This is a genomic window from Xanthomonas campestris pv. phormiicola (genome assembly GCA_025666215.1).
In the GTDB taxonomy this organism is placed as follows: Bacteria; Pseudomonadota; Gammaproteobacteria; order Xanthomonadales; family Xanthomonadaceae; genus Xanthomonas_A; species Xanthomonas_A campestris_A.
In genome coordinates this window covers 4,956,247-4,979,726 of sequence record CP102593.1, presented here as the reverse complement: position 1 = coordinate 4,979,726, position 23,480 = coordinate 4,956,247, and the positions used below count along the sequence as shown (strand labels likewise).

18 protein-coding genes are annotated in these 23,480 nt (G+C 71.0%); 7 read left to right on the top strand and 11 right to left on the bottom strand.

What is annotated here, in order from left to right; all coding sequences use genetic code 11:
• Positions 1 to 114: 114 nt before the first annotated feature.
• Positions 115 to 2,502 carry a DUF3772 domain-containing protein gene (locus tag NRY95_21075; GenBank protein ID UYC18656.1) on the top strand — a complete coding sequence of 796 codons (2,388 nt, stop codon included), beginning with the start codon at positions 115 to 117 and terminating at the stop codon, positions 2,500 to 2,502.
• A 68-nt stretch (positions 2,503 to 2,570) separates the two neighbouring features.
• Here NRY95_21075 and NRY95_21070 read toward each other — a convergent pair whose 3' ends face one another.
• Together NRY95_21070 and NRY95_21065 are read right to left on the bottom strand one after the other, a co-directional pair.
• Complete coding sequence (locus tag NRY95_21070) at positions 2,571 to 3,233, bottom strand: 2OG-Fe(II) oxygenase family protein (GenBank protein UYC16141.1); 663 nt, start codon at positions 3,231 to 3,233, stop codon at positions 2,571 to 2,573.
• 384 nt (positions 3,234 to 3,617) lie between these two features.
• The gene (locus NRY95_21065; GenBank protein ID UYC16140.1) at positions 3,618 to 5,309 is read right to left on the bottom strand and encodes an AarF/UbiB family protein; all 1,692 of its coding nucleotides are present in this window, start codon (positions 5,307 to 5,309) and stop codon (positions 3,618 to 3,620) included.
• 191 nt (positions 5,310 to 5,500) lie between these two features.
• On the opposite strand from NRY95_21065, the gene NRY95_21060 reads away from it, so the two are divergent.
• A complete protein-coding gene (locus NRY95_21060; GenBank protein UYC16139.1) occupies positions 5,501 to 6,667 on the top strand; it encodes a hypothetical protein in 1,167 nt (388 codons plus the stop codon).
• A gap of 353 nt (positions 6,668 to 7,020) precedes the next feature.
• On the opposite strand, the gene NRY95_21055 is transcribed toward NRY95_21060, so the two are convergent.
• Entirely contained in the window at positions 7,021 to 8,649 is a 1,629-nt protein-coding gene (locus tag NRY95_21055; GenBank protein UYC16138.1) for a dihydroxyacetone kinase subunit DhaK, read from the bottom strand.
• Between the two features lie 145 nt (positions 8,650 to 8,794).
• Here NRY95_21055 and NRY95_21050 point away from each other — a divergent pair, with 145 nt between their 5' ends.
• A complete protein-coding gene (locus NRY95_21050) occupies positions 8,795 to 9,715 on the top strand; it encodes a DUF808 domain-containing protein (GenBank protein ID UYC16137.1) in 921 nt (306 codons plus the stop codon).
• A gap of 93 nt (positions 9,716 to 9,808) precedes the next feature.
• Here NRY95_21050 and NRY95_21045 read toward each other — a convergent pair whose 3' ends face one another.
• Positions 9,809 to 11,401: a diguanylate cyclase gene (locus tag NRY95_21045; protein ID UYC16136.1), complete on the bottom strand. Its 1,593-nt coding sequence runs from the start codon at positions 11,399 to 11,401 to the stop codon at positions 9,809 to 9,811.
• A 429-nt stretch (positions 11,402 to 11,830) separates the two neighbouring features.
• Between NRY95_21045 and NRY95_21040 the strand changes: the two genes are divergently transcribed.
• Positions 11,831 to 12,457 carry a chromosome partitioning protein ParB gene (locus NRY95_21040; protein ID UYC16135.1) on the top strand — a complete coding sequence of 209 codons (627 nt, stop codon included), beginning with the start codon at positions 11,831 to 11,833 and terminating at the stop codon, positions 12,455 to 12,457.
• Here the strand turns inward: NRY95_21040 and NRY95_21035 are convergent.
• Positions 12,418 to 12,921, bottom strand: a complete 504-nt coding sequence (locus NRY95_21035; GenBank protein UYC16134.1) for an MgtC/SapB family protein — start codon at positions 12,919 to 12,921, stop codon at positions 12,418 to 12,420. The two genes, NRY95_21040 and NRY95_21035, sit on opposite strands and share 40 nt — an antisense overlap.
• A gap of 155 nt (positions 12,922 to 13,076) precedes the next feature.
• Positions 13,077 to 14,003 (bottom strand): carbohydrate kinase, encoded by a 927-nt coding sequence (locus tag NRY95_21030; GenBank protein ID UYC16133.1) that lies wholly within the window; start codon positions 14,001 to 14,003, stop codon positions 13,077 to 13,079.
• Between the two features lie 387 nt (positions 14,004 to 14,390).
• Here NRY95_21030 and NRY95_21025 point away from each other — a divergent pair, with 387 nt between their 5' ends.
• Positions 14,391 to 15,026, top strand: coding sequence for an NAD-dependent dehydratase (locus tag NRY95_21025; GenBank protein UYC16132.1), 636 nt, complete (start codon positions 14,391 to 14,393; stop codon positions 15,024 to 15,026).
• A 486-nt stretch (positions 15,027 to 15,512) separates the two neighbouring features.
• Here NRY95_21025 and NRY95_21020 read toward each other — a convergent pair whose 3' ends face one another.
• The gene (locus NRY95_21020; GenBank protein UYC16131.1) at positions 15,513 to 16,274 is read right to left on the bottom strand and encodes an SDR family oxidoreductase; all 762 of its coding nucleotides are present in this window, start codon (positions 16,272 to 16,274) and stop codon (positions 15,513 to 15,515) included.
• A gap of 200 nt (positions 16,275 to 16,474) precedes the next feature.
• Between NRY95_21020 and NRY95_21015 the strand changes: the two genes are divergently transcribed.
• Complete coding sequence (locus tag NRY95_21015) at positions 16,475 to 16,798, top strand: DUF6172 family protein (protein ID UYC16130.1); 324 nt, start codon at positions 16,475 to 16,477, stop codon at positions 16,796 to 16,798.
• 214 nt (positions 16,799 to 17,012) lie between these two features.
• Here NRY95_21015 and NRY95_21010 read toward each other — a convergent pair whose 3' ends face one another.
• On the bottom strand, positions 17,013 to 18,281 hold the full coding sequence (locus tag NRY95_21010) for a DEAD/DEAH box helicase (protein UYC16129.1): 1,269 nt from the start codon (positions 18,279 to 18,281) through the stop codon (positions 17,013 to 17,015).
• 437 nt (positions 18,282 to 18,718) lie between these two features.
• The gene (locus tag NRY95_21005; protein ID UYC16128.1) at positions 18,719 to 20,290 is read right to left on the bottom strand and encodes a M4 family metallopeptidase; all 1,572 of its coding nucleotides are present in this window, start codon (positions 20,288 to 20,290) and stop codon (positions 18,719 to 18,721) included.
• A 711-nt stretch (positions 20,291 to 21,001) separates the two neighbouring features.
• On the opposite strand from NRY95_21005, the gene NRY95_21000 reads away from it, so the two are divergent.
• Positions 21,002 to 21,691 carry a hypothetical protein gene (locus tag NRY95_21000; GenBank protein ID UYC16127.1) on the top strand — a complete coding sequence of 230 codons (690 nt, stop codon included), beginning with the start codon at positions 21,002 to 21,004 and terminating at the stop codon, positions 21,689 to 21,691.
• A gap of 49 nt (positions 21,692 to 21,740) precedes the next feature.
• On the opposite strand, the gene NRY95_20995 is transcribed toward NRY95_21000, so the two are convergent.
• Positions 21,741 to 23,132: a 2-oxo acid dehydrogenase subunit E2 gene (locus NRY95_20995; GenBank protein ID UYC16126.1), complete on the bottom strand. Its 1,392-nt coding sequence runs from the start codon at positions 23,130 to 23,132 to the stop codon at positions 21,741 to 21,743.
• Positions 23,129 to 23,479, bottom strand: coding sequence for an SH3 domain-containing protein (locus NRY95_20990; protein UYC16125.1), 351 nt, complete (start codon positions 23,477 to 23,479; stop codon positions 23,129 to 23,131). The genes NRY95_20995 and NRY95_20990 overlap by 4 nt, the downstream gene beginning before the upstream one ends.
• Position 23,480 lies beyond the last annotated feature (1 nt).

Here is a 23,480-nt window from a genome sequence, read left to right as displayed (position 1 = left end):
ACCGGCCACACGCCGCTGGCTCTGTTCAAGCGCCACGCCGTATATTGCGCCGCACGCGCGGTGGTCCGCGCTTCACTGCCGGTTCCCCGCGTGCGCCTGCCTTCCCGTTCCGCCGTGCTGCTGCCGTTGCTGCGCCGTTCGCTGCTGCTGCTGTTCCTGTGCCTGAGCGCGGCGGCGACCGCGCAGCCGCAGGACCAGCCGCAGGCGCCCGACCCGCAGGCCTTGCTGAGCGGCGCCGAGCAGACGTTGCAGGACGCGCGGCGCAGCATGGACGATGCCGACGACCAGGCCTCGCTGCGCGAGCTGCTCGGCAAGGTGGCCGATGCGCAGCGCGACGCCGAGGCCGCGGTCGCGGCGCTGACTCCGCAGCTGGCCCAGGTCGATGCGCGGCTGCAGCAGCTCGGCCCGGCCGCCGCGGGCGAGGCCAACGATATCGCCGCGCAGCGCAAGGACCTGGCCAAGCAGCGCGCGCCACTGGATTCGGGGATCAAGCGCGGCAAGCTGCTGGCGGTGGAAGCCAAGCAGTTCGGCGAGGAAATCGAGAACGTGCAGGCCGAGCACTTCAGCCAGGAACTGTCGCTGCGCTCGGCTTCGCCGCTGTCGCCGACGCTGTGGCGGCAGATCGCCAGCGATTTCCCCGCCGACCGTGACCGCCTGCTTGGCCTGTACCGGCTGGGCGCAAAGGCGCTGGACGACGCGATCGCCGAAAACGGCACCGGCGCGCTCGGCATCGGCCTGGCCATCGCGTTCGTGCTGCTGTTCCCGCTGCGCTACCTGCTGCGCTGGCTGGGCAAGCGTTACGCGATGTCGCGCGCGCCGGGCAGCCGCCTGCGCCGCTCCGGACTGGCGTTGTGGTTCCTGCTGCTGGGCACGCTGACCTCGGGCCTGGCCGCGCTGGTGCTGGCCGAATGCCTGCGCAGCATCGGCGCGGTGCCGGCGAAGCTGGAGAGCGTGGTCCACGGCTTCGTCGTGTACAGCTTCGCCGCCGCGTTCATGGGCTCGCTGGGCGCCAGCGTGCTGCTGCCGAACCAGCCGTCGTGGCGGCTGTTCCCGATCGACGACGCCACCGCGCGGCGCCTGCGCAAGTACACCTGGGCGACCGCGACGCTGGCCTGGGTCAGCAGCATGCTGCTGGTGATCAACCGCGCCAGCCGTACCAGCGAGTCGGCCACCGTGGCCGCCGACGGGGTGATCGCGCTTGCGTACGCGGTGCTGATCCTGGCCATCCTCACCAGCCTGTCGCGGCTGCGCCGGCGCCAGTACGCCGAGGCCGCGGCGCAGGCGCTGGAGAACGGCCAGCCGCCGCCGCCGGGACAGCACGGCGGGGTGCTGGCGCTGGTCGGGGTGCTGGTGCGGGTGGCGGTGGTGGTGGCGCTGCTGGCCTCGCTGCTGGGCTATCTGTACCTGGGCCTGTTCATCACCCGGCAGATCATCTGGATCACCATGATCGTCGGCGCGATCCGCCTGCTGATGACCTTCGCCGACGATTTCGCGCTGTGGCTGTTCGCCAGCGAGGGCCGCATCGGCCGTGTCGCCAATGGCGCGTTCGGCGTGCGCGTCAGCCGCCTGGAGCAGGCGGGCGTGCTGACCTCGGCGGCGCTGCGGGTGCTGCTGCTGCTGATCGGCGTGGGCGCGCTGCTGGTCCCGTTCGGGACCAACATGTCGACCATCACCGACTGGTTCTCGGTGCTGACCCAGGGCATCCCGATCGGCAAGGGTTACCTATACCCGAGCGCCCTGTTGCGCGCGGCCCTGGTGCTGGGCGTGGGCCTGCTGGCGATGCAATACATCCACAGCTGGCTGACCGGGACCTACCTGCCGAAGACCGAACTGGACGACGGTTCGCGCAATTCGGTCAGCACCGTGGCCCGCTATGTCGGCATCCTGCTGGCCGCGCTGTGCGCGCTGGCGGCGTCGGGCATCGAGGTGGCGCAGATCGCGCTGGTGGTCAGCGCGCTGTCGGTGGGCATCGGCTTCGGCCTGCAGTCGATCATCCAGAACTTCGTGTCCGGATTGATCCTGCTGGCCGAGCGGCCGGTCAAGATCGGCGACTGGGTCAAGATCGGCGACCAGGAGGGCGACGTGCGCAAGATCAGCGTGCGCTCCACCGAGATCCAGGTCGGCGACCGCTCCACGCTGATCGTGCCCAACTCCGAACTGATCACCAAGACTCTGCGCAACATGACCCTGGCCGGCCCGCTGGGCCGCGTGCAGATCCAGTTCGCGGTGTCGCTGGGCACCGACATGGCCAAGCTGCGCGAACTGCTGCTGGAACTCTATGCCGCGCATCCGGGCGTGCTGGAGGATCCGGCGCCGTCGGTGTTCATCGATTCCATCGCCAGCGGCCACGTCACCCTCAACAGCTTCGCCTACGTCGGCAATCCGCGGCTCGTCTACGGCATCCGCAGCGATCTGTTCTTCAGCCTGCTGCAGCGCCTGGCCGAAGAGGGCATCGCCCTGGAATCGCCGCAGGAAGTGCGGCTGCTGCGCAAGGAGCCGTGACTGCGGGCGGCGGCACTGCAACCCGTATGCTCTGGATGCGCGACGCGGCCGGGAAGGGGCGCATCCACTCATACGCTGAAGTTGAACGCGACCGAGATGCGAGGCCGCGAACCGGTATACAGCGCGACCGAGTGCAGGAGCCAGGAAGGGAACATCACCAATGAGCCGCTTTCGGGCGTCATGGAGGTCGTCAATCCCGCACTCAGGCAGCCTGCGATCCGGATCTTGAGTTCCGGATTGTAAAGCGAGGGCATGACCCCTCTTGGATCGAGAAACTGAAGTTCTCCGCCAGGATCCGGGCCATCGCCGGCACCGTCATCCACCCAGTAGACGCCCGACCAGAAGGCGCCGGGATGGGCATGCTGAGCGTTCGAATCCCCTGCGTTGTTGACATTGGCCCATGCGTTGATGTTCCACTCGAAATCGGGCACGACCAATCCATGCTGCGGATGGTAGACGGCCGTCAACTCGTAGGCCAGATCCTTGGCGAACGATGTCAGCGCCATGGCGCCTTCGCCGGGCCAGTGATTGAAGTCCGCACTGGATTGCCATCCCCCCGAATTGCTGTGGCGCACGCCGGCCGGGTTCTGGGCTCGGTTCCGATCGATTTCTTCCTTCAATACTTCGTTCAGACGTTCGGCCGCCGGATGCGCGATCTGCGCGAGGGGCGTGGCAAACAACCGGTGTATCTTGATCTGCTCGGGTTCGACGAGTTTTGGATAAGGCGACATAATCGAAATTCTTGAGATTCGCTGGCCGTTTTCGATGCATGCGCATCGCTGTTCTGCTTGCGCTTCCACGAAGCCGAAACGCTCGCCGCGGCGAGTGTCGCGGTCGCAACCGCTCCGGCAGGAAGAAGCCGGGGATCAGTCTAGCGGCATCATTTCGATGGGGTGTGTCACCCATGCCCGCGCAGATCGCGCCACGCTTGCCCGTGTCTGCGGCAAAAGCAAGGAAGTGAACGGCGTGCCCATGCGCTGGCCATGCGGCGGCGGCATGCGCGAAGGCGGCTTTATGGATTGGCGTCTGTCAGGCAGACGCCATCCGGCGCCGCGCGGCAGCGGATGGCGGCCTGACGGACCCAACGCGGCCTGCTCGGGGATCGATGACCCGCCCTAGCGCCGGCCGCGTTCCTCGCGCACCCGCGTGCGCCGGTCGAACAGCACCGCGCTGGCGACGATGCCCAGGCCCAGCGCCACGCCGAGCAGGAACAGCACCATCGCGATGGCCGGGTAGCCGAACAGCTTGACGCCGGTGTCGATGCGCATCATCTGCGTGGAGGCCAGGATCAGCGCGGCGGTGACGATGCCGGCGGCGACGCGGTTGGCGATCTTCTGCAGGCTCTCCATCAGCCGCGATTCCTCCAGCCCGGCCACGCGCACCTGCAGGCGGTTGTCGGCGGCCAGCGACAGGATGTCCGACAGCTTGCGCGGGCCTTCGCGCAGCAGCGCCTGCATTTCCATCGCCTCGCTGGCCAGGTTCGCCGCCGACAGCGATTTCTTCAGCCGCGCGCGCATCACGTGCTGCAGCTGGTCCTCGACCATGCTGCGCGTGTCCAGGTTGGGCGACAGCGCACGGCACACCGCTTCCAGGTTCAGCAGGGTCTTGCCGAGCAGGCTCAGTTCCGGCGGCGTGCGCAGTCCGTAGGCGGTGGCGATGCGCACCAGGTCCAGCACCACGCGGCCTTCGGAGGTGGCGTCGTGCGCAGCGTAGCGAGCGATCATCTGCCCGGTCTCGCGCTGGTAGCGGTCCTCGTCGAAGTCCTCCAGGCGCGTGCTCAGCGCGATGGTCTCCTCGGCCACTTCCTCGCCGCGGCCGTCGACCGCGGCGAACAGCAGCTTGAGCAGGCGCTCGCGCAGCTTCGGCGGCACGTGCGCGACCATGCCCAGGTCGAAGATCGCCAGGCGCCCGTCGCTCAGCACGCGCAGGTTGCCCGGATGCGGATCGGCATGGATCTCGCCGTGCACGAACATCTGGTCCAGGTAGCCGCGCACCAGCGCCGCGGCCAGGTCGTCCATCGGCTGCTCGGTGCGGCGCAGCCCGGAGATCTTGTCCACGCGCACGCCTTCGGCCAGTTGCATGGTCAGCACCTTGCGGCTGCTCAGGTCCCAGATCGGCTGCGGCACCCACAGCTGCGGGAACGGCTTGAGGTGTTCGCCGAAGCGCGCCAGGTTCTCCGCCTCGGCTTCGTAGTTCAGCTCGGCCAGCAGCGCCTTGCCGAACTCCGCCAGCCAGTCGGCGAAGCGGATGCGCCGGCCCAGCCCGGTCAGTTTGTCGGCGGCGCTGGCGAAGCTCTTCAGCACCTCCAGGTCCGAGCGCACCTGCGCGGCCACCTCCGGCTTCTGCACCTTGATCGCCACCGGCGTGCCGTCGCGCAACGCGGCGCGGTGCACCTGCGCCAGCGAGGCGGTGCCCAGCGGGGTGTCGTCGAACGCGGAGAAGGCCTTGTTGACCGCCACGCCGAGCTCGGCCTCGACGATCTCGCGGATGCGTTGCACCGGGACCGGCGCGGTGTTCTCCTGCATCCGCTCCAGCGCGGTGGCGAATTCCGGCGGCACCACGTCCGGGCGCGTGGACAGCATCTGCCCGAGCTTGACGAAGGTCGGGCCGAGCGCTTCCAGGTCGGTGACGAACTGCTCGGGCGTGCCTTCCGGCGTCAACTCGTGCGCGCCGTCGGCGGCCTCCATGTCCATGCCGGAGAACACCCCCGAGCTGCGGTAGCGCAGCAGCAGGCGCAGGATCTGGGTACGGCGGCTGAGGCCGCCGACTACCTGGGTGGTCTCCGCAGCGTCGGGCGTCGCGCTCAAGGTCGGGCTCCAGGCGGGGCAGGGAATGCGAACGCCAGTGTGGCGGGGACGGGGTCGTCGCCCGGTGAATCTGCCGGCGGCGGCGCGGCAGCATTCGCGCACCGATAGCCGGGGGACGTGCCGGCACAGGCGCGGCCGCTGCCCTAGAATCGCGCGTTCCAGGCCCAGGTTGCCGCTTCCCAAGAGTCGTCATGCTGTTTCCCGCTGCGCGTGCCGTTGCTGTTTCCGCTCCCGCGCGTGCCATGTGGCGCGGCGGCCTGTTGGTGCTGGGCGCGCTGTTGTCGGCGACGGCGGCCGCCGGGACGCAGCGCTATGCCGACGAGGGGTTCGATGCGCAGGCGTTCGCCGGCAGCGAACACGTCACCTACCGGGTGCAGGACTTTTCCGAACGCTACCGGGCGACGCTGGAAGTGGATGCGGGCGACGAGGTGTTCCGCCCCGGCATCGTGCGCGTGTTCGCGCGCGGCAGCGACACGCCGCTGATCGAGGTGGCCTCGCCCGAGCTGGTGCTGGACACCGACGCGCAGGGCAAGCAGGCCAAGGCCAACGTGCACCAGTTGCCGTACGGCGAGCAGAGCGTGCTGATCTACGACGATTTCAATTTCGACGGGATCAAGGATCTGGCGTTGATGGACGGGCAGAACAGTTGCTACCACGGCCCGTCGTACCAGGTGTACCTCGGCACCGCCGATGGCTTCGCGCCGAGCCCGGAGTTCACCGAACTGGCGCAGAGCAACTGCGGCCTGTTCGAGGTGGACGCGAAGGCGCGCGAGATCCGGACCATGACCAAGGATGGTTGCTGCTGGCACCAATTCGCGGTGTACACGGTGCGCGACGGCAAGCCGCTGCTGCAGCGCGAGCTGGTCGACGACGCCAGGGCGGAGGGGCCGGGATTGACCCAGGAAACGCGCTACCGCGACCAGGGCGGCAAGCGCGTGGCCGAGCAGCGCCATCTGTGGGACGAGGAAGGCGGCAGCGGCACGGGCGAGCGCAAGATCCTGCTCGAGTTCCGCCTGGCGCCGTCCGGCAAGCGCATCGTGGTGTTCGCCAACGACGGCGACGGCGCGTCCGGCGCGCCGTACTACGCGGCGATCGGCGCGCAGCAGCAGGTGGAGCTGCTGTACCCGGATGGCGAGGGGGAAACCTTCGTCTACGACGCCACGCGGCACACGCTGAGCTTCGCGCGGGCGACCACCACCTATCGCCTCGTCGGCGATGCCCAGGGCGTGCCGCTGCGCATGGAGGTTGTCGTGCGCGGCAACCTCCAGCCGTTGGCGTTGCAGCCTGGCTCGGTGCACGGTTCGTTGCAGGCGGTGGCGCAGGCGCTGCGCGCGGCGGAGGCCGCCGCGGCGCAGTAGGATCGGCGCCTGCGGCAGGCACGCATCGCTGTTCCTTGTGGGAGCGGCTTCAGCCGCGACCGGAGTTATCGGTAATGCCCGTTGCGGCTGAAGTCCTACAAAAAGAACGGCAGCGCCGGCTGGGTGCATCGTAGGAGGGACTTCAGTCCCGACGGATTCCGAGGCCGGATCGCTGGAGCACTCCGTTCGTCGCGACTGAAGGGCACCTCTAATAATCCCAAAAAACTCGACTAAAACGCTCGCAAGTCATTGATGCGCATAGTGCGAAATTTTTAGAATCGAGGTTATTAGAGGTGCCCTGAAGTCGCTCCCACAGGTGCTTGTGACGCGTCGGCCGGGTGCGTTGCCGGCGCTCATCGATCCCACGCCGCGAAGGCGCGCGCCACCGCTTCGGCGCCCGGATCGACCACGCCGCGCAGCGCGTCCGCCGGCACCGCGGCCGAGCGGCCGGCGCGGGCCTGGGTCAGCTGCGCGGTGGCATCGGCGCCGGCACGTGCCGCGCGCGCCGCGTCGTCGAGGCGGCCGCCGCGCGCCAACGCTTCCAGCGCCGGCAGCAGTGCGTCGAGCATGGTCCGATCGCCCAGCTGCGCGCCGCCGTAGTGCTGCATCCGCGCCACGCCGGCCTGCAGCGCCGCCCCCCAGCCGTGCCCGGCCTCCAGCTCGGTGGCCGCGGTGGTGAACAGGATCGACAGCAGCACGCCGCTGGAGCCGCCCATGCTGCGCTCGATCGTCGCCGCCAGGCCGTGCGCCAGCGCCGCGGCCTCGCCCGTTGCCAGGGTGTCTTCGTCCAGCGCCTGCTGCAGCGCGCGCGCGCCGGCGGCGAAGGTGCTGCCGGCATCGCCGTCGCCGTTCTGCGCGTCGAGCGCGTCCAGTTCCGCCTGCGCGCCGATCAGCGCCTGCGCGACCCGCGCCAGGGCCGCGCCGCGGTGCGGGTCGCGGGCGCCGTGCCGGTGCGCGTCGCTGCGCGCCAGCGCCGGGGTGAAGTGGATGGGCGCGTGCGGCACGCGCACGCCGGGCCAGCCCAGGGTCTGCACCGGCGATCGCAGTGCGGCGAGCACGTCGGCGTCGGCCGGGGCCAGGGTGATCGAGAAGCCGTGCATGTCCATCGAGGTCATCAGCGCCGCCGGCAGCGTCATCAGCGCGATCCGGTTCGTGCCGATGCGTTGCAGCGCCAGCCGGGTCAGCACGCCCAGTTCCTGGGTGGAGCAGCCGCCCAGGTCGTTGAGCATCAGGACGAATGGCGCGTCTGCGCCGTAGCGCGCATCGGCCTGCGCCAGCAGCGGGTCCAGCACCAGCGCCAGCGCCTCCTCGACCGAGGCCGGCTGCACCTTGCGCGTGCCGGGTTCGTTGTGGATGCCCAGCCCCAGTTCCGGCGCGCGGCGGCCGACGTGCTGGCCGGGTACGGTGCAGCTGGACAGGGCCATGCCCAGCGACAGCAGGCGGTCGGCGAAGGCCTGGCCGCGCTGCGCCAGCTCGGCCAGCGCCACGCCTGCGCGGGCCAGGTGGCCGACGTACTTGTGCACCAGCACGGTGCCGGCGAGGCCGCGCGGCTGTGCGGCCTCGGGCAGGGCGATGTCGTCGGCGACCAGCACGCTGGCCACGGCGATGCCTTCGGCACGGGCGCGCTCGGCGGCCAGGCCGAAGTTGAGCCGGTCGCCGGTGTAGTTCTTGATCACCAGCAGCACGCCAGGCGCATCGGCGCAGGCGCGGATCGCGGCCAGCACCGCTTCCACCCCCGGCGAGGCGAACAGGTCGCCGGCGATGGCGCCGCTGAGCATGCCCGGGCCGACGAAGCCGGCGTGCGCCGGTTCGTGGCCGGCGCCGCCGCCGGACAGCACCGCGACCTGCGCGGGGTCGCGCTCGGCCTGCAGCACGATGCGGGCGCCGCTGGCCGGATCCGAGCGCAGCAGCGGTTGCAGCGCGGCGACGGCGTCGAGCACGTCGTCGACGATCGCGCGCGGGGCGGTGAGGAACTGGTCCATGGGTCTCCTTCGCGGTGGCAGGTGTCTGCCGCGTACGCTAGCCGAGCCGGCGTTATGCGCGGCTGAGGCCGGGGCGGCCGCGCTCACCCACCGGGCGCGCGGAATCGGCGAGAATCCCCGCTCATCCCCCGAATGGAATCCCCGCATGGCCGGCGCCAGCCTGTTCACCCTGCTCGACGATATCGCCTCGCTGCTCGACGACGTGGCGATCCTGACCAAGGTGGCGGCGAAGAAGACCGCCGGCGTGCTCGGCGACGACCTGGCGCTGAACGCGCAGCAGGTCACCGGGGTCAACGCAGATCGCGAGTTGCCGGTGGTGTGGGCGGTGGCCAAGGGTTCGCTGCTCAACAAGGCGATCCTGGTGCCGGCGGCGCTGGCGATCAGCGCCTGGCTGCCGTGGGCGATCACCCCGCTGATGATGATCGGCGGCGCGTTCCTGTGCTTCGAGGGCGTGGAGAAGCTGGCGCACCGCTTCCTGCATTCCAGGGACGAGGACGCGCAGCGCCATGCGCAGCAGCTGCAGGCGCTGGCCGACGAAAAGGTGGACGTGGTCGCGCTGGAGAAGGACAAGGTCAAGGGCGCGATCCGCACCGATTTCATCCTCTCCGCGGAAATCATCGTGCTGTCGCTGGGCGTGGTCGCCGGGGTGCCGTTCTCCCAGCAGCTCATGGTGCTGGTGGCCATCGCGCTGGCGATGACGGTTGGCGTGTACGGCCTGGTCGCCGGCATCGTCAAGCTCGACGATCTGGGCCTGTACCTGACCCGCCAGGGCGCCGCCGCCGCGGCGATCGGCCGCGGCATCCTGTGGCTGGCGCCATGGCTGATGCGGGTACTGTCGATCGCCGGCACCGCGGCGATGTTCCTGGTCGGCGGCGGCATCCTGGTGCACAGCATCGGCCCGCTGCACCACGCCCTCGAAGGCCTCGCGCCGCAGGGCGCCTGGGGCAGCGTGGTGCTCAACCTGGGCAACGCGCTGGTCGGCATCGTCGCCGGCGCGCTGGTGCTGGGGGCCGTGGTGCTGTTTCAGAAAGTGCGGGACTCGGGACCCGGGACTCGGGACTCGTAACAGCGGGTGCACGGGTGCGGCTCCGCATTGCGGCGGCCTATCGGCCGGATCACGCTCTTCCGAGTCCCGAGTCCCGAGTCCCGAGTCCCGGCCTCAATCCGCTGAAACCACCCGGTTCTTGCCGGCCTTCTTGGCCTCGTACAGGGCGCGGTCGGCGCGCTTGACCAGCACGTCCTGGGTTTCGCCGGCGCGGCGCATCGCCACCCCGGCGCTGAAGCTGACGAACACGCGTTGGTCTTCGTGCACCACCGCGCGCTGGGCCAGGGCGCGCTGCACCCGGGTCACCGCCGCGGCCGCTTCGAAGATGGTGCAGTCGGGCATCAGCAGCAGGAATTCCTCGCCGCCGAAACGCGCGATCGCGTCGCTGCCGCGCAGCGTGGTGCGCGCCACCTCGACCACGTGGCGCAACGCGGCGTCCCCGCCCGGGTGGCCGTAGGTCTCGTTGAGCTTGCGGAAATCGTCCAGGTCCAGCATCGCCACGCACAGCGGCTGCGCGCTGCGCTCGGTGCGCGCCAGTTCGCGCACGAACAGCTCGTCCAGCCCGCGCCGGTTGAGGCTGCCGGTGAGCTGGTCGACCCGCACCAGCCCGCTGACGTCCTGCAGCTCCTGCTCCAGGCGCAGGATGCGCTGCTCGGCCGCGTCCACTTCCTGGCGCGCGGCGATCAGGTGGTCGCGCGCGCGCAGCGCCTGCTGCTGCACGTGGCCGGTGTCCTGCAGCACTTCCTGCAGCAGGCGGTTGAGGTCGGCGATGCTGCGCGCGTCGCGGATGGTCTGCGAGTAGTCGGCGATGCGGTCGTGGAACTCGCTGGTGCTGATCGCCATGCCGTCCAGGTTCTCGACGAAGGACACCATCATGTCCTTCATCGCCTCCTTGGATTCGGCGATGCCCTGCTTCAGCAGGCCCTGCTTGTAGATCACCTCGCGCAGGCTGCCGCGCGCTTCCTCGATCGAATAGCGGTCCAGCGGGCCGCTGATCATGTCGCGCACCACCGCGATCTGGCCCTGCAGCCAGCTGGTGTCGTCGAGCAGTTCGCCGACGTTTTCCAGCAGCAGGTCGAACAGGCCCAGCAGCAGGGTCTGCTGCTCCTGGCTGTCGCTGGCGCGCAGCGCGACCTGGTGGCACAGCTCGCGCACGCGCTGCGCCACCGGCTCCAGCGGCTGGCCGCTGCGCCATTGGCGCAACGCCTCGCCGGTGGCCTCCGCTTCGTTGGCCAGTTCCGGCAGGGTGTGCAGCAGCGAGGCCAGCGCGCCGGCGATCGCCTGGCGCAGCAGGTCGCGCAGGCGTTCGGGGTCGCTGGGCCCGGCCAGCGGATCGCCGACGTCGATGGTGCGGATGTACTTGTCGATCAGCTGGCGCAGCGCGCGGCCGTAGCTGGGCCAGTCGCCGCTGGCGGCCGCCGATTGCAGGCGCCGGCCCATGTCGCCGAGTTCGCCGTGCAGGCCGGCCATGCCGTCGGCGAAGGCGCCGAGCAGCTCCAGCGGCTCGTGGGCGTGATTGAACAGGCGGATCAGCGCCGCGGTGGCCGCGGCCGGATCGGCGTGCTCGCCCGGCGCCGCATGCGCGGCACCACGCGCATGGCCATGCCGCGCCACCGCGGAAGCGGCCGCCGCCGCCGGTTCGCGCCGGCGCGGCGACAACAGCTTGCGCAGCCCGCCAGCCGGCGGCTCGTCGCGTTGATCCGGCATGCGGACGCTTCCTCCCAGTAAACGCACCGCCCTGCCGCAAACGCGGCGCCCATGGCGACACTCAGGAACAGGATATCGGCGCTGGCGGCGTGCGCTTGAGCCGGCGGCGGCAGCCCCACCATCGCCCCGGCATGGACCGATGTCCAGTCGCCGGCGCCGGTTCGCCGTGCGCGCGCGCGGCGAACGCACAACGGCAACGCTCTCCAGCCCACTCACGGAAAGGCGCGGGCGCCACGCGGGACTGTTCAAAACGGACCGGACGCTGTCACTCTAGCCAGACGTCTGCTGTGGCGCGGCGATGCTGTCCGCGTGGCGCGGATGCGACGATCGCCGCCGATGACGGGGAACCGGCGCCGCCGCGTTTGCGCGGTCGCGGCGCCATCGCATGGTCGCGGGCGCGACCCGACCGATCCAAGGACCCAGAACGACATGGCCAATATCCGCGAACCGATCCTGCAACCGATCCCGATCCTGTCCTTGCGGCCCACGCAGATGACGGTGGGGATGCGCGAGGTGAAGGAAAAGCGCAAGCGCTGGCGCGCCCACAAGTCGGAGCACAAACGCGCCGAATTGCTCGGCAAGCACATGATCCCGGTGGTGCTGGGGCCGGACGGCAGGTTCTATGTCGTCGACCATCACCATCTGGCGCGCGCGCTGCACGACGAAGGGGTGAAGGACATCCTGGTCACCGTCATCGCCGATCTCAGCGTGGTCGACAAGGCGGCGTTCTGGAGCGTTCTGGATCATTTCCGCTGGGCGTATCCCTATGACGCCAAGGGCGAGCGCCGTCCCTTCAAGGAGATCCCGACGTCGATCGCGGACCTGACGGACGATCCCTACCGCAGCGTCGCCGGCGAGGTCCGGCGCGCCGGAGGCTTTGCCAAGGACACCACGCCGTTCAGCGAATTCCTGTGGGCCGACCTGTTCCGCCGCCGGCTGCCGCGCCGCGAGGTCAAAGCCGATTTCGCACGCGCCGTGGAGCAGGCGCTCGCGATCGCCAGGAGCAAGGACGCGATCTACTTGCCGGGCTGGTGCGGCCCGGTGTCCGACGACTGATCGGGCGCGGCTGGCGCAGGCTCCGCTTTGCCGCCCAGGGCCTTGTGCAGCGCGCGTTCGACGCGGCCGCCGAACAGCAGGATGACGAACGCGACGACCAGGGACACCACCACGATCCGCCAGTGGCCGGCACCGCACATGATGCCGACGCACGCCGTGAGCCAGGCGCAGGCGGCGCTGGTGAGGCCGTGGACCCGGACATGCTGCCGGGTGTGATAGATCACCCCGGCGCCGAGAAAACCGATGCCGGTCAGGATGCCCTGGACGACGCGGCTGCCGGCATCGGTAAAGCCGCCATTGCCGATCGGATCGGCCAGCAGGACCACCATCGCGGTCGCCAGGCCGACCAGCCCCAGCGTGCGCACACCGATGGGTTTGCCGTGCAGGTCGCGGTTCAAGCCAATCGCGCCGCCGGCCAGGGCGGCGGCTCCGAGACGCAGGACGATGTCGGACAGGTCGATCAATGGGCGTTTCCAGCCGATGGGCCGGCTTCGGCAGCGGTCCCATCATATCGAACCCGGCACCCGGCGTTCGCTTTCATGCCGGCGGCATGGGCGATCCGGGCGCAGGCCGCGCAGCCGCGCGGCCTGCCTGGGGATGGACGCTTGGGCGAGCCGCCTCAGAGCGCGGCGCGGACCTCGTCCAGGCTGGGCGGGTTGGCGCCGGCGCGGGTGCAGTTGATCGCCGCGGCGGCCACGCAGAAGTCCAGCAAGCGCTGCAGCGCCGGCGCCGATGGGTCCAGCGCGGCGAGCGCGGCCAGGTCGGGCAACTGGCGCAACAGCGCGGCCTGGAAGCTGTCGCCGGCGCCGACGGTATCGGCCACCTGCACCGCGCGCCCGGCCACGCGCGCTTCGGCGTCGCCGCGCCAGGCCACCGCGCCGTCGCTGCCCAGGGTCATCACCACCAGCGACGGACCCTGTTGCAGCCAGCCGCGCGCGATCGCGAACGGGTCCTGCTGCGGGTACAGCAGCTCGATGTCTTCCTGGCTGACCTTGACCACGTGCGCCAGCGCGATCCAGCGCGCCAGTCGCGCGCGCCACACCGCCATGTCCGGTTCCACCGTCGGCCGCACGTTCGGATCCAGCGAGATCAGCCGCTGCGCGCGTTCGCGCTCGGCCAGGGCCTGGAAGGTGCTGGCGGTGGTCTCGGCGACCAGGGTGTAGGAGCCGAAATGCAGGCCGCCGACCGTGGCGTCGAGCGCCGGCAGGTCGGCCGCGGTCAGCGCGCGGTCGGCGCAGCCGGTGCCGTAGAACGAATAGTTGGGCACGCCCTGCGCGTCCAGCGCGACCATCACCAGGGTGGTCGCCTCGCGCTTGTCGATGCAGTGCTGCAGCGCCACGCCTTCCTGTTCGAGGGTGTTGCGCAACTGGCGGCCGAGCGGATCGGTGGACAGGCCGGTGAACAGCGCCGACGGCGTGCCGAGCCGGGCCAGGCCGATCGCCACGTTGAACGGCGAGCCGCCCTGGCGCGCGGTCATGCCGACCGCGGTACCGGCATAGCCGTCGATGAAGATGTCGTACAGGGCCTCTCCACACACCACGAACATCGAACGGCTCCTCGGTTGGCTGCAGCGGCGCCGGGGCGGCGCGATGGCCGGCTATTGTGGCGTACAAGCCGCAGCGCGGCGACCGTGCAGCGGCGCTGCGGGATCGTGGCTGCTGGGCAGGTGTGCTGCTCGTGTGTCGGGCACGAGGCTGGCGCCCGTACCCTCATCCGCCCCTTCGGGGCACCTTCCCCCGAAAAGGGGGCCATGGTCCCGACGGGAGAAGGACAGCCTAGCCCCTCTCCCGCCGGGAGAGGGGTTGGGGTGAGGGGACGGCCGCGAAGCGCCTCATGGATCTGTAAGCCGGCCGCAGGCGCCGTGCCGACAGCGCCTTGCCGCCGCGCCTGCGATAGTCGCCGCTTCCCTCGCCAGCCTCCAAGGGCGCTTTCGATGAAGATCCTGCTCGCCGGGGCCACCGGCCTGGTCGGCTCGCATGTGCTGGCGCAGTTGCTTGCCGCGCCGCAGTGCAGCGCGGTGGTCGCGCCGACCCGGCGCGCGCTGGATGTCGCGCACGCCAAGCTGGACAACCCGGTGGTCGATTTCGGGCAATTGCCGGCGCAGGCGCCGTGGTGGCGGGCCGACGCGGCGATCTGCGCGCTCGGCACCACGATGCAGCAGGCCGGCTCGCGCGAGGCGTTCCGCCGCGTCGATCATGCCTATCCGCTGGCGATCGCGCGGCTGGCGCGGCAGCACGGCGCCACCGCGTTCGCGCTGAATTCGGCGCTGGGCGCCGATCCGCACTCGCGCCTGTTCTACAACCGGGTCAAGGGTGAACTGGAGCGCGACCTGCAGGCGCTGGGCTATCCGTCGCTCGCATTGGTGCGCCCGGGCCTGATCGGCGGCGAGCGCGCGCAACCGCGCGCGGCCGAGCGCGCCGCCGCCGCCATGCTCGGGATGCTCGCGCCGCTGCTGCCGCGGCGCTACCGGATCAACCCCGCCGCACGCATCGCCGCCGCGCTGGTCGAGCATGCCCTGCATCCACGCGCCGGGGTGCAGGTGGTGGACGCGGCGCAGCTGGCGGAATGACCGCGGCTGCGGAACCGGTCGGAACTGACGGCCCACGGTCACCCGGAGTTCCTTCCGCAATGCACCCGGCAAACCGTGGCACGCCCCTGCGGTAGCGACTCCGTGTGGCCTATCCCGATCGCGTGAATAGGCCCTGGTGCGCGTCATCGCTTCCCGAACAGGTTGCGTCGCGCTTGCGCGCCCCGGCGCTACGTCATCGCCCGGGCTGGAGCATGTTCCGCGCTGTCTCGCTCTTCCTTGCCTCGTGCATGCGCAAGCGCGGCGCGATCTGCTTGGGGGTGGATGACACGCCCCCGGGCCATCAGTGGCGGCGAACGAAGCGGTGGACCTGCCGATTCCAGGCAGCGCCGGGGCCGATCCCGAAAGGGGGGCAAGCGCCCTCCTTCGGTGTTTCAGCCAACTCCGAAGCGCGGTTGGATCGCAATGCTCAGCGCGATCGCGCGCCCGCTCCACGATTCCCCATTCCCCATTCCCGGCTTTTACCCCTCAGGCGCCCAGCGCCTGCCCGCCGTCCACCGCCAGCACCTGCCCGGTGATCCAGCGCGCCTGCGGCGAGGCCAGGAACAGCGCGGCGTTGCTGACGTCCTCCAGCGCGCCGAAGTCGCCGAACGGAATGGCGGCACGGATGCGCCGGTACAGTTCCGGCTGCTGCGCGCGGCGCTGGTCCCAGAGCCCGCCGGGGAACTCGATCGAGCCGGGGGCGATCGCATTGACCCGGATCCGTTCGCGCGCCAGTTCCGCGGCCAGGGTGGTCGTGTAGTAGTTCAGCGCGGCCTTGGCCGCCGAGTACGCCGGCACCCGCGGCGTCGGCCGCAGCGCGTTGATCGAGCTGATGTTGAGGATGCAGGCGCGGCGGCTGGCGCGCAGCAGCGGCAGCGCGGCGCGGTTGCAGCGCACCGCGGCCATCAGGTCGATGTCGAACCCGGCCTGCCAGCTGGCGTCGTCGTCGCCATGGCCGTAGCCGGAGGCGTTGTTGACCACCACGTCGATGCCGCCCAGGGTGTCGGCGGCGTGCGCCACCCAGCGCTGGATCTGCGCCGGATCGGCCAGGTCGCAGGTCAGCCGCGACACCGGATGGCCGTGGCGCAGCAACTGCTCGGCCGCCTCGGCCAGGCCGGCGGGATGGCGCGCGCAGATCGCCAGCGCCGCGCCGTGGCGCGCGAAGGCGTCGGCGATCGCCAGGCCGATGCCGCGGCTGGCGCCGGCGACGAGGACGCGGTAGCCCGCGAAGGCGGAAGGGTCGGTCATCGGCAACTCCTGCGGCGGCGCCGGCATGCGCCGGGCACCGATTATCGGCCAATCCGCAGCGCGGGGCCGGGTTCTGGCACCATGGCGGCCCGCCGCGCATGCAGGCGGCCGGCCGCAGGGCCTGCCCCAGCGCCGCCGCCCGCGGCCAGCGCCGCGCAGGCCCGGCCGCCGCGTTCCCTCTTTTCAGGATCCTCCCCGCAGTGAAGAAGACCTACCAGCTCCGCATCGAAGGCAAGCACCCCGACCGCCTGCTCGACGCCAGCAAGCACGACATCCGCAAGTACATCCGCCGCGAACGCCGCAAGACCTTGCCGGCCGGCGCCGACTACTGGGACTTCGACACGCTGTTCGGCGCCGAGGAAGCCAGCGCCGCGGTGGTGCCGCCGGCCGAGCTGCTGCGTTCGATCGACGCTCTGGTCGCCACCGGCGGCACCCAGTTCTACGTGGAAATCCGCAGCAAGCCGGGCAAGCGCGCGCCGCGGCCGCAGGGCGATGCGGCGGTGGCCGATCCGTTCGACGATTGAGCGTGGGCGGCGCCGCTCCCTGTGGGAGCGGATGCGGGTGGCTTTCGGGCCATCGGCCGCGATGATCGATGCGGGGCATGGCGGCTGGTGTCGCGGCTGAAGCCGCGGCTGACAGCATCGGCGCGCGCAATGCATCGGATCGCTCGCAACCGCCACTGCGCGCAATAGCGCGCGCATCTCGCGTTACCGGCCGCGACCAGCGCCGCGAACGCGGTCACTCCTTCGCAGGCAGCGCGCCGCCCTGCGCAGTCGCCGCGCGCAGCTTGTCCTTCTTGCTCGGGCGCTTGCCCTTGATGCCGCCGGTCTGCGGCGCTGTCGCGGCGGCGGGCGCGGCCGTCTGCGTCGGTTCGAAACCGGCGATGCGCTCGCGCGGCACGCGCAGCTGCTGGCGCTTTTCGATCAGGCGCAGGTGCGCCTCGCTGGCCGCGTCGACGAAGCTCAGCGCCAGGCCGTCGGCACCGGCGCGCCCGGTGCGGCCGATGCGGTGGGTGTAGTCGGCGGTGGCGCGCGGCAGGTCGTAGTTGACCACCACCGGCAGCTGCGCGATGTCCAAGCCGCGCGCGGCCACGTCGGTGGCGACCAGCACCCGTACCTGGCCGCCCCGGAAGCCGGCCAGGGCCTGGTTGCGGCGGCCCTGGCTCAGCTCGCCATGGAACGGCTGCGCCAGCACGCCGGCCTTGCCGAGCTTCTCGGCCAGGTTGTCGGCGCCGCGCTGGCTGGCCACGAACACCAGCGCCTGCGGCCAGGCTTCGCTGTGCAGCAGGTGCCGCAGCAGTGCGGTGCGCTGCGCGCTGTCGACTTCGATCGCGCGCTGGCGGATCGTCGCCGGGACCGCGGCGGCCGCGTCCTCGCCGATGCGCCGCGGTCCGCGCAGCAGGCGCCGCGCCAGCGCCTCCACCTCGGCCGGGAAGGTGGCCGAGAACAGCAGGGTCTGCCGGCGCCGCGGCAGCAGCGCCAGGATCCGGCCCAGTTCTTCTTCGAAGCCCAGCGCCAGCAGGCGGTCGGCTTCGTCCAGCACCAGGGTGCCCACCGCGCCCAGATCCACGGCGTTGTGCGCGACCAGGTCGAGCAGCCGGCCCGGGGTGGCCACGACGATGTCGGCGCCGCCGCGCAGCTTCAGCATCTGCGGATTGATCGAGGCGCCGCCGGCGACCGTGACTAGCTTGATGCGCCGCGGCAGGTAGCGGCCGAGCGCCTGCAAGGTGTCGCCGACCTGCGTTGCCAGTTCGCGGGTCGGCACCAGCACCAGGCCGCGCACGCGGCGGCTGGCCGGCGCCAGCGCCGTGCGCTGCAGCAGCGGCAGCGCGAACGCGGCGGTCTTGCCCGAGCCGGTCGCGGCGCAGGCCAGCACGTCGTCGCCGCGCAGGATCGGCGCGACCGCCTGCGCCTGGATCGCGGTGGGCGCGGTATAGCCGGCGGCGGCGAGCGCGCGGGAAAACGCGGGCAGCAGCTCGGGGGCGAGGCCCAGCGTGGCGAATGGCATGCAGCGGGATCCGGAAGGAGGGCGGCGAAACCGATACCGTCGCGATGCCCTGCGGCGGACGTAACCGCGCAGCCTACCCGCAGCCGGGCGCCTGCGCGAGGCGTGCGCGCCGGCGGTGGCCCGATTGCCGCTGCTGGAGAGGCGGTCGCTCGGCACGCAGCGGCACCGCCGCCATGCCGGAGGGGCCTGAGGAAAACGGTCGCGGCCGTTGCCGCTCGCGGGCGAGACGACAGCGAACGCGGCGTGCGGAAGCCACCGCACGGTGTCGCCGATCGGTGCCGAACCGGGCGCGCTTGGCACCGATGCGCGCAGGCGCATCGCGATGCGAACAGGCGATGGCGCAGGTCGCGCCGTATCGGCGCGGCCACCGGCGCGTACAACGCCGCACGACCCTCCACGCAGGAGGGCCGTGCGGCGCGCGGCGGCGGATGCGGCGCTTACTGGCAGGTCACGCCGACCGCACTGAACGCGGCGTTCACCGCCGCCGCCGAGCGGCCCAGGTCGCTGGCGGCAGTGCGCACGCCGCAGGCGCCGCTGTTGAAGCTGGTGCTCGGGGTCCAGTACAGGCGGTTGGCGCGGGCGAACACTTCGAAGGCGGTGCGCGTGTTCCAGCCCGAGGTGGTGGCCAGCTTGTAGAACGCCTTGTTGTAGACGCCGGAGGAGTAGTGCACGTCCAGCCCGCTGCGGTAGTTGGCGGCGTTGTCGATCGAGGCGCCGTCCTGCGGCGGATTGGCCATGTAGCGCAGCGCACCGGTGGACTTGAAGATCTCCGGGCCGACCAGGAAATCGTTGCTGCCCTTGAGGTAGTACTCGGTGGCCTCGCCGGCGATGTCCGAATACGCCTCGTTGATGCCGCCGGACTGGCCCGAATAGGTGAGGCCGGAATTCTGTTCGGTGAAGCCGTGCGAGACCTCGTGGCCGGCGACGTCGATGCTGACCAGCGGATAGAAGCGGGTGTTGCCGTCGCCGAAGGTCATCGTCGAGCCGTTCCAGAACGCGTTCTCGTAGCGCGTGCTGTAGTGCACCCGCATCACCAGCTGGAAGCTCAGCGGCGCCACGCCGGCATAGGCGCGGTACATCTTCTCGATCACGCCGCCGAAGTAGTGCGCGTCGTTGATCGGCGAATAGGCGCCGTTGATGGCCTTGTAGGTGTTGCGCGGGCAGGCGAACTGGTAGGCGGTGCTGCCGGAGGTGCCGCCGTTGAGGTTCACCGACTTGACCGTGCTGTTCTGCATGCGGCAGCTGTCGTCCACCTCGAGGAAGCCATGGATGCTGCCGCTGGTGCCGTATTCGTACTGCCCGGTCTTGGCGTTGCCGCCGGGGCCGGTGGCGTCGCGGGTGGTCAGGCCGTCCCACTGCCGCAGGATCGCGCCGCTGCGCGCATCGACGATCACGAACGGCCGGGTCGGCGCGCCGCCCTGCGGCGCATCGGCGAAGAACGACACCACGTAGGCCATGTGCGCGCGGTCGTCGTCGTCCAGGTAGATCATCTGCGGCGCCTGCGCGCGCTCGATGCGGCGCGCGGCCAACGCATCGCCGAGCGCGGCGCGCTTGGCCACGTCCAGTGCGCGGCTAGCCGGCAGCAACGCGCTGGCGGCCGCGGTGGTCGTGGCCGGCAGCTCGCTGGCCAGGCCCGCCACCGAGCGTCCGAACAGGCTGCGCACGCTGCCGTCGCTGCGCTCGCTGACCACGACGTGTTCGCCCCAGATCGGCACGCCGCGGAAGGTCTGCTGGTAGCGGCTGTGCACGGTGCCGTCGTCGTCGGTGCTGCTGCCCAGCAGGGTCAGCGCGGACTCGGCATCCAGGCCGACCAGTTCGGCATGGCGCACCGCGGCCGCGGCAGGCACGCCGCCCAGGCTGGTGGTGGCGGCCTTGTACTGCGCGTTGAGCGTGCCGAGATCCTTGCCGTGCAGGTCCACGCGCTCGGCCGCCGTGGCGGAGCTGGCGGCGAGGGCGAGCAGCAACGGCGGCAGCAGCGCGAGCGGGCGTTGGCGGATGGATTGGGGCATCTTCGGGTTCCTCGCAAGTGATAGGGAAGGTCTTGCCGGCGCGGCTGCGCAGGGCGGCCACGGGTGGTTGCGGTTGTGTGCGGAAGTGCGGCGGCGTTGCGACCAGTGGCGCGGTGCCGTCCCCCTGGCAACGACCATAACGATGCGCTTGCGGGCCGTGGTAGACAGCTTTTGTTCAGGCTTTCGATCTGGGATGGGGAGCCTGATGCGCGGCTTCGGCGCGCGCGCACATGGTGCAGGTCCGCGCGCGGCGCTGTACTGCCAGCCGCGCGTGCCGGATTGCGTCGCGCGGGCGGAAAACTGACCTGGAGGTGAGTATGGGGAGATACTCGACACGATAATCGGGCTGCATTCCATCTGCCAGGGAATGTTTATCGGAACGTCTGCGCGCAGCGCTGCGGCGGGATCGGGGCGTGTCGTGCGGCGTCTGCGAGAATTGCAGAAAACAAGCCGTTTCCTGGCGAATTTCGCACAGGGGAAAAGCTTGATTTGTGTACTTTAGCGGACTGTAGAAAAACCGTTGTGCCGTCCTCGAGATGAGGATGCAGTTAATCGGTAGACGCTGGCGGTGCAAAATGCGTGGCAAGTCACTGTTGGGGGGATTGGCGATTGCCGCTGCAGCGTGCGGATTGCTATATATACCGGCCGCGTTTCGTCGGTGCGGTGTTGGCTGCCGGCGCGTGTCTTTCCTCCCCCCGGGATCGCAACGGTATGACCTCTTTGCTCCTGCAGCCGATCTCGGCTGCATCCGCGGCGGCGGCACCCACGTCACTGCAGCGACGTGCGACCGTCGCCGTGGCGCGACGCCTGTGCGGATGCGTGGCGCGCGGCGTGCTGGGGATGGCGTTGGCCGCGGTCGTGCTGGCCGCGCCGCCGCTCTCGGCGCAGGCGTCGGATATCCGGGCGCTGCGGCAGGCGGCGACCGGGGCGCGTTTCAGCTTCGGCCATTCCACCTATCGGCTGATCCCTGGCGCGGTGGTGCGGCTGCGCGCCGAAACGGGTCTGCGCGATCGGCGCACCACGCCCGCCGCCGATGGTGTGGTGGCGCAGATCGGTCCGTACGCGATCCTGCTCGGGCGCGACGCGCGCAGCCCAGCGCCAGCGCCGCGCGATGCGTCCAGGCAGGACGAACGGCTGGCCGCGGCGATCAACGAACTGACCGAGCAGACCGTGCTGGTCGCGCCCAAGCTGAAGTTGTTCGGCACCACGCCGGCGGTGGTCGAAGCGCTGGCGCGCCGCACCGGCGGCACCCTGGTCTACGCCTCGGCGATGGATGGCAGCGCGGTGATCGGCTACGGCTCGGTCGAGGCCGCGCATGCGGCATTGATGCAGCTGCAGACCGCGCGCGGCGTGACCGAGGTGGCGCTGCAGGTCATCCAGGCCTTCGACGAACGCAACTGAATCGGCGCAACCGCCGCCGCTTCGTTGCCGAAGCGGCGGCGCAGACCGCTCAGCCCGGCAGGGCCAGGTCGTCGATCATCGCGCGCAGGAAGCGCGCCGCCTCCCCGCCGGTGCAGGCGCGGTGGTCGAAGCTCAGCGACAGCGGCAGCAGCTTGTGCGTCTCCACGCCGCCCATCACCGGCACCAGCTGGTGGCGGGCGCGGCCGGCGGCGACGATCGCCACGCACGGCGGCACCACGATCGGGGTGGCGTAGCGGCCGGCGAACATGCCGAAGTTGGACAGCGAGATGGTGTAGCCGCTCAGTTCCGAGGCGGCGATGCTGCGCGTCTCCACCTGTTGGCGCAGGCGGTTGACGCCTTCGCGGATGCCGCGCGCGTCGAGCATGTCGGCATTGCGCAGCGCCGGCACGAACAGGCCGTCGTCGGTGTCCACGGCGATGCCGATGTCGACCTGCGCGTGCAGGGTGCGGGTCAGCGCGTCGCCGTCGAACCAGGCATTGAGCGCCGGCACCGCCTGGCAGGCGGCGACGATCGCGCGCACCAGGCGCACGGTCATGTCGTTGCCCGGTGTCCAGGCGTGGACGTCGGCGTCGTCGTTGAGCGTGGTCAGCACCACCTCGCGATGCGCCTGCGCCATCACCCGCGCCATGTTGCGGCGCACGCCCTTGAGCGGCTCGGGCTGGCCGTGCGCGGCGGGGCCGGGCGGCTGCGTGCGCATCGGCTTGCCGGTGGCGGACAGCGGCGTGCGTGAGGGTGCTGCAGGCGCTGGCGCCGTTGCAGGAGCGGCTGAAGCCGCGACCTGCGGCGGGCGTGCGGTCGCGGCCGAAGCCGCTCCTGCAACGGCCGAACCGTCGGCGGCGGCCTGCTTCACGTCGGCCAGGGTCACTGCGCCGTCGCCGCCGCTGGCGCGCACCCGTGCCAGGTCCACGCCCAGCTTCCTGGCCAGCGCGCGCACCGCCGGCATCGCGCGCACGCCGCCGACCGAGACCGTGCGCTCGCTGTGCACGGCGTTGGAGCTCTGCATCGCGCCGACCACGGTGCCGGCGTCGTCGCGCAGTTCGCCGCCGGTGTCGGAGGCGACGACGCGGGCGTTGTCGCCCGGCGCGTCGGTGCCGGCGCCCTTGCCGGGGTGGGCCGGCGCGGCGCCGCCGTGGTGGTGGCCGGTGTCCTGGCCTTCGGCGCGCTGCGGCATGTCGGGATCGGGCGCGAACTGGGCCAGCATGCTGCCGGTGACGACGATGTCGCCCGGCGCGCCGGCCAGTTTCAGCACCTTGCCGGAGACCGGCGAGGGCACCTCGACCACCGCCTTGGCGGTTTCCATCGACACCAGCGGCTCGTCGAGCCGGATGGTGTCGCCTTCCTTGACGAACCATTCGACGATGGTGGCATCCGGCAGGCCTTCGCCCAGGTCGGGCAGATTGAAGTTCTTGGTTTGGCTCATGGGGTCTCTTCCAGCAGTTCCAGGTCGCGCGCCGGCAGCCAGCCCTGCGCGCCATCGGCGCGCTCGGCCCACCACCAGTCGCCGTATTCATAGTGCAGGGTCACGGTATCGCCCTGCACGGCATCCAGTTCGCGCGCATCGTAGTCGCGCAGCGCTTGGGCATGGCCGTCGCCGGTGGCGCGCAGCCAGGCCAGCGGCGCCCAGCCGGCGTTGCCGGCCGCAGTCGTGGTCCAGACGAAGGCAGGCCATTCCTCGTCGCGCACGCCCAGCGCCACCCGCTCGCCGGCGGCGACGCGGATCGGGTGCGGGTAGGCGGGGCGGTGGTCGCTGAGCAGGCGCGCCTGCATG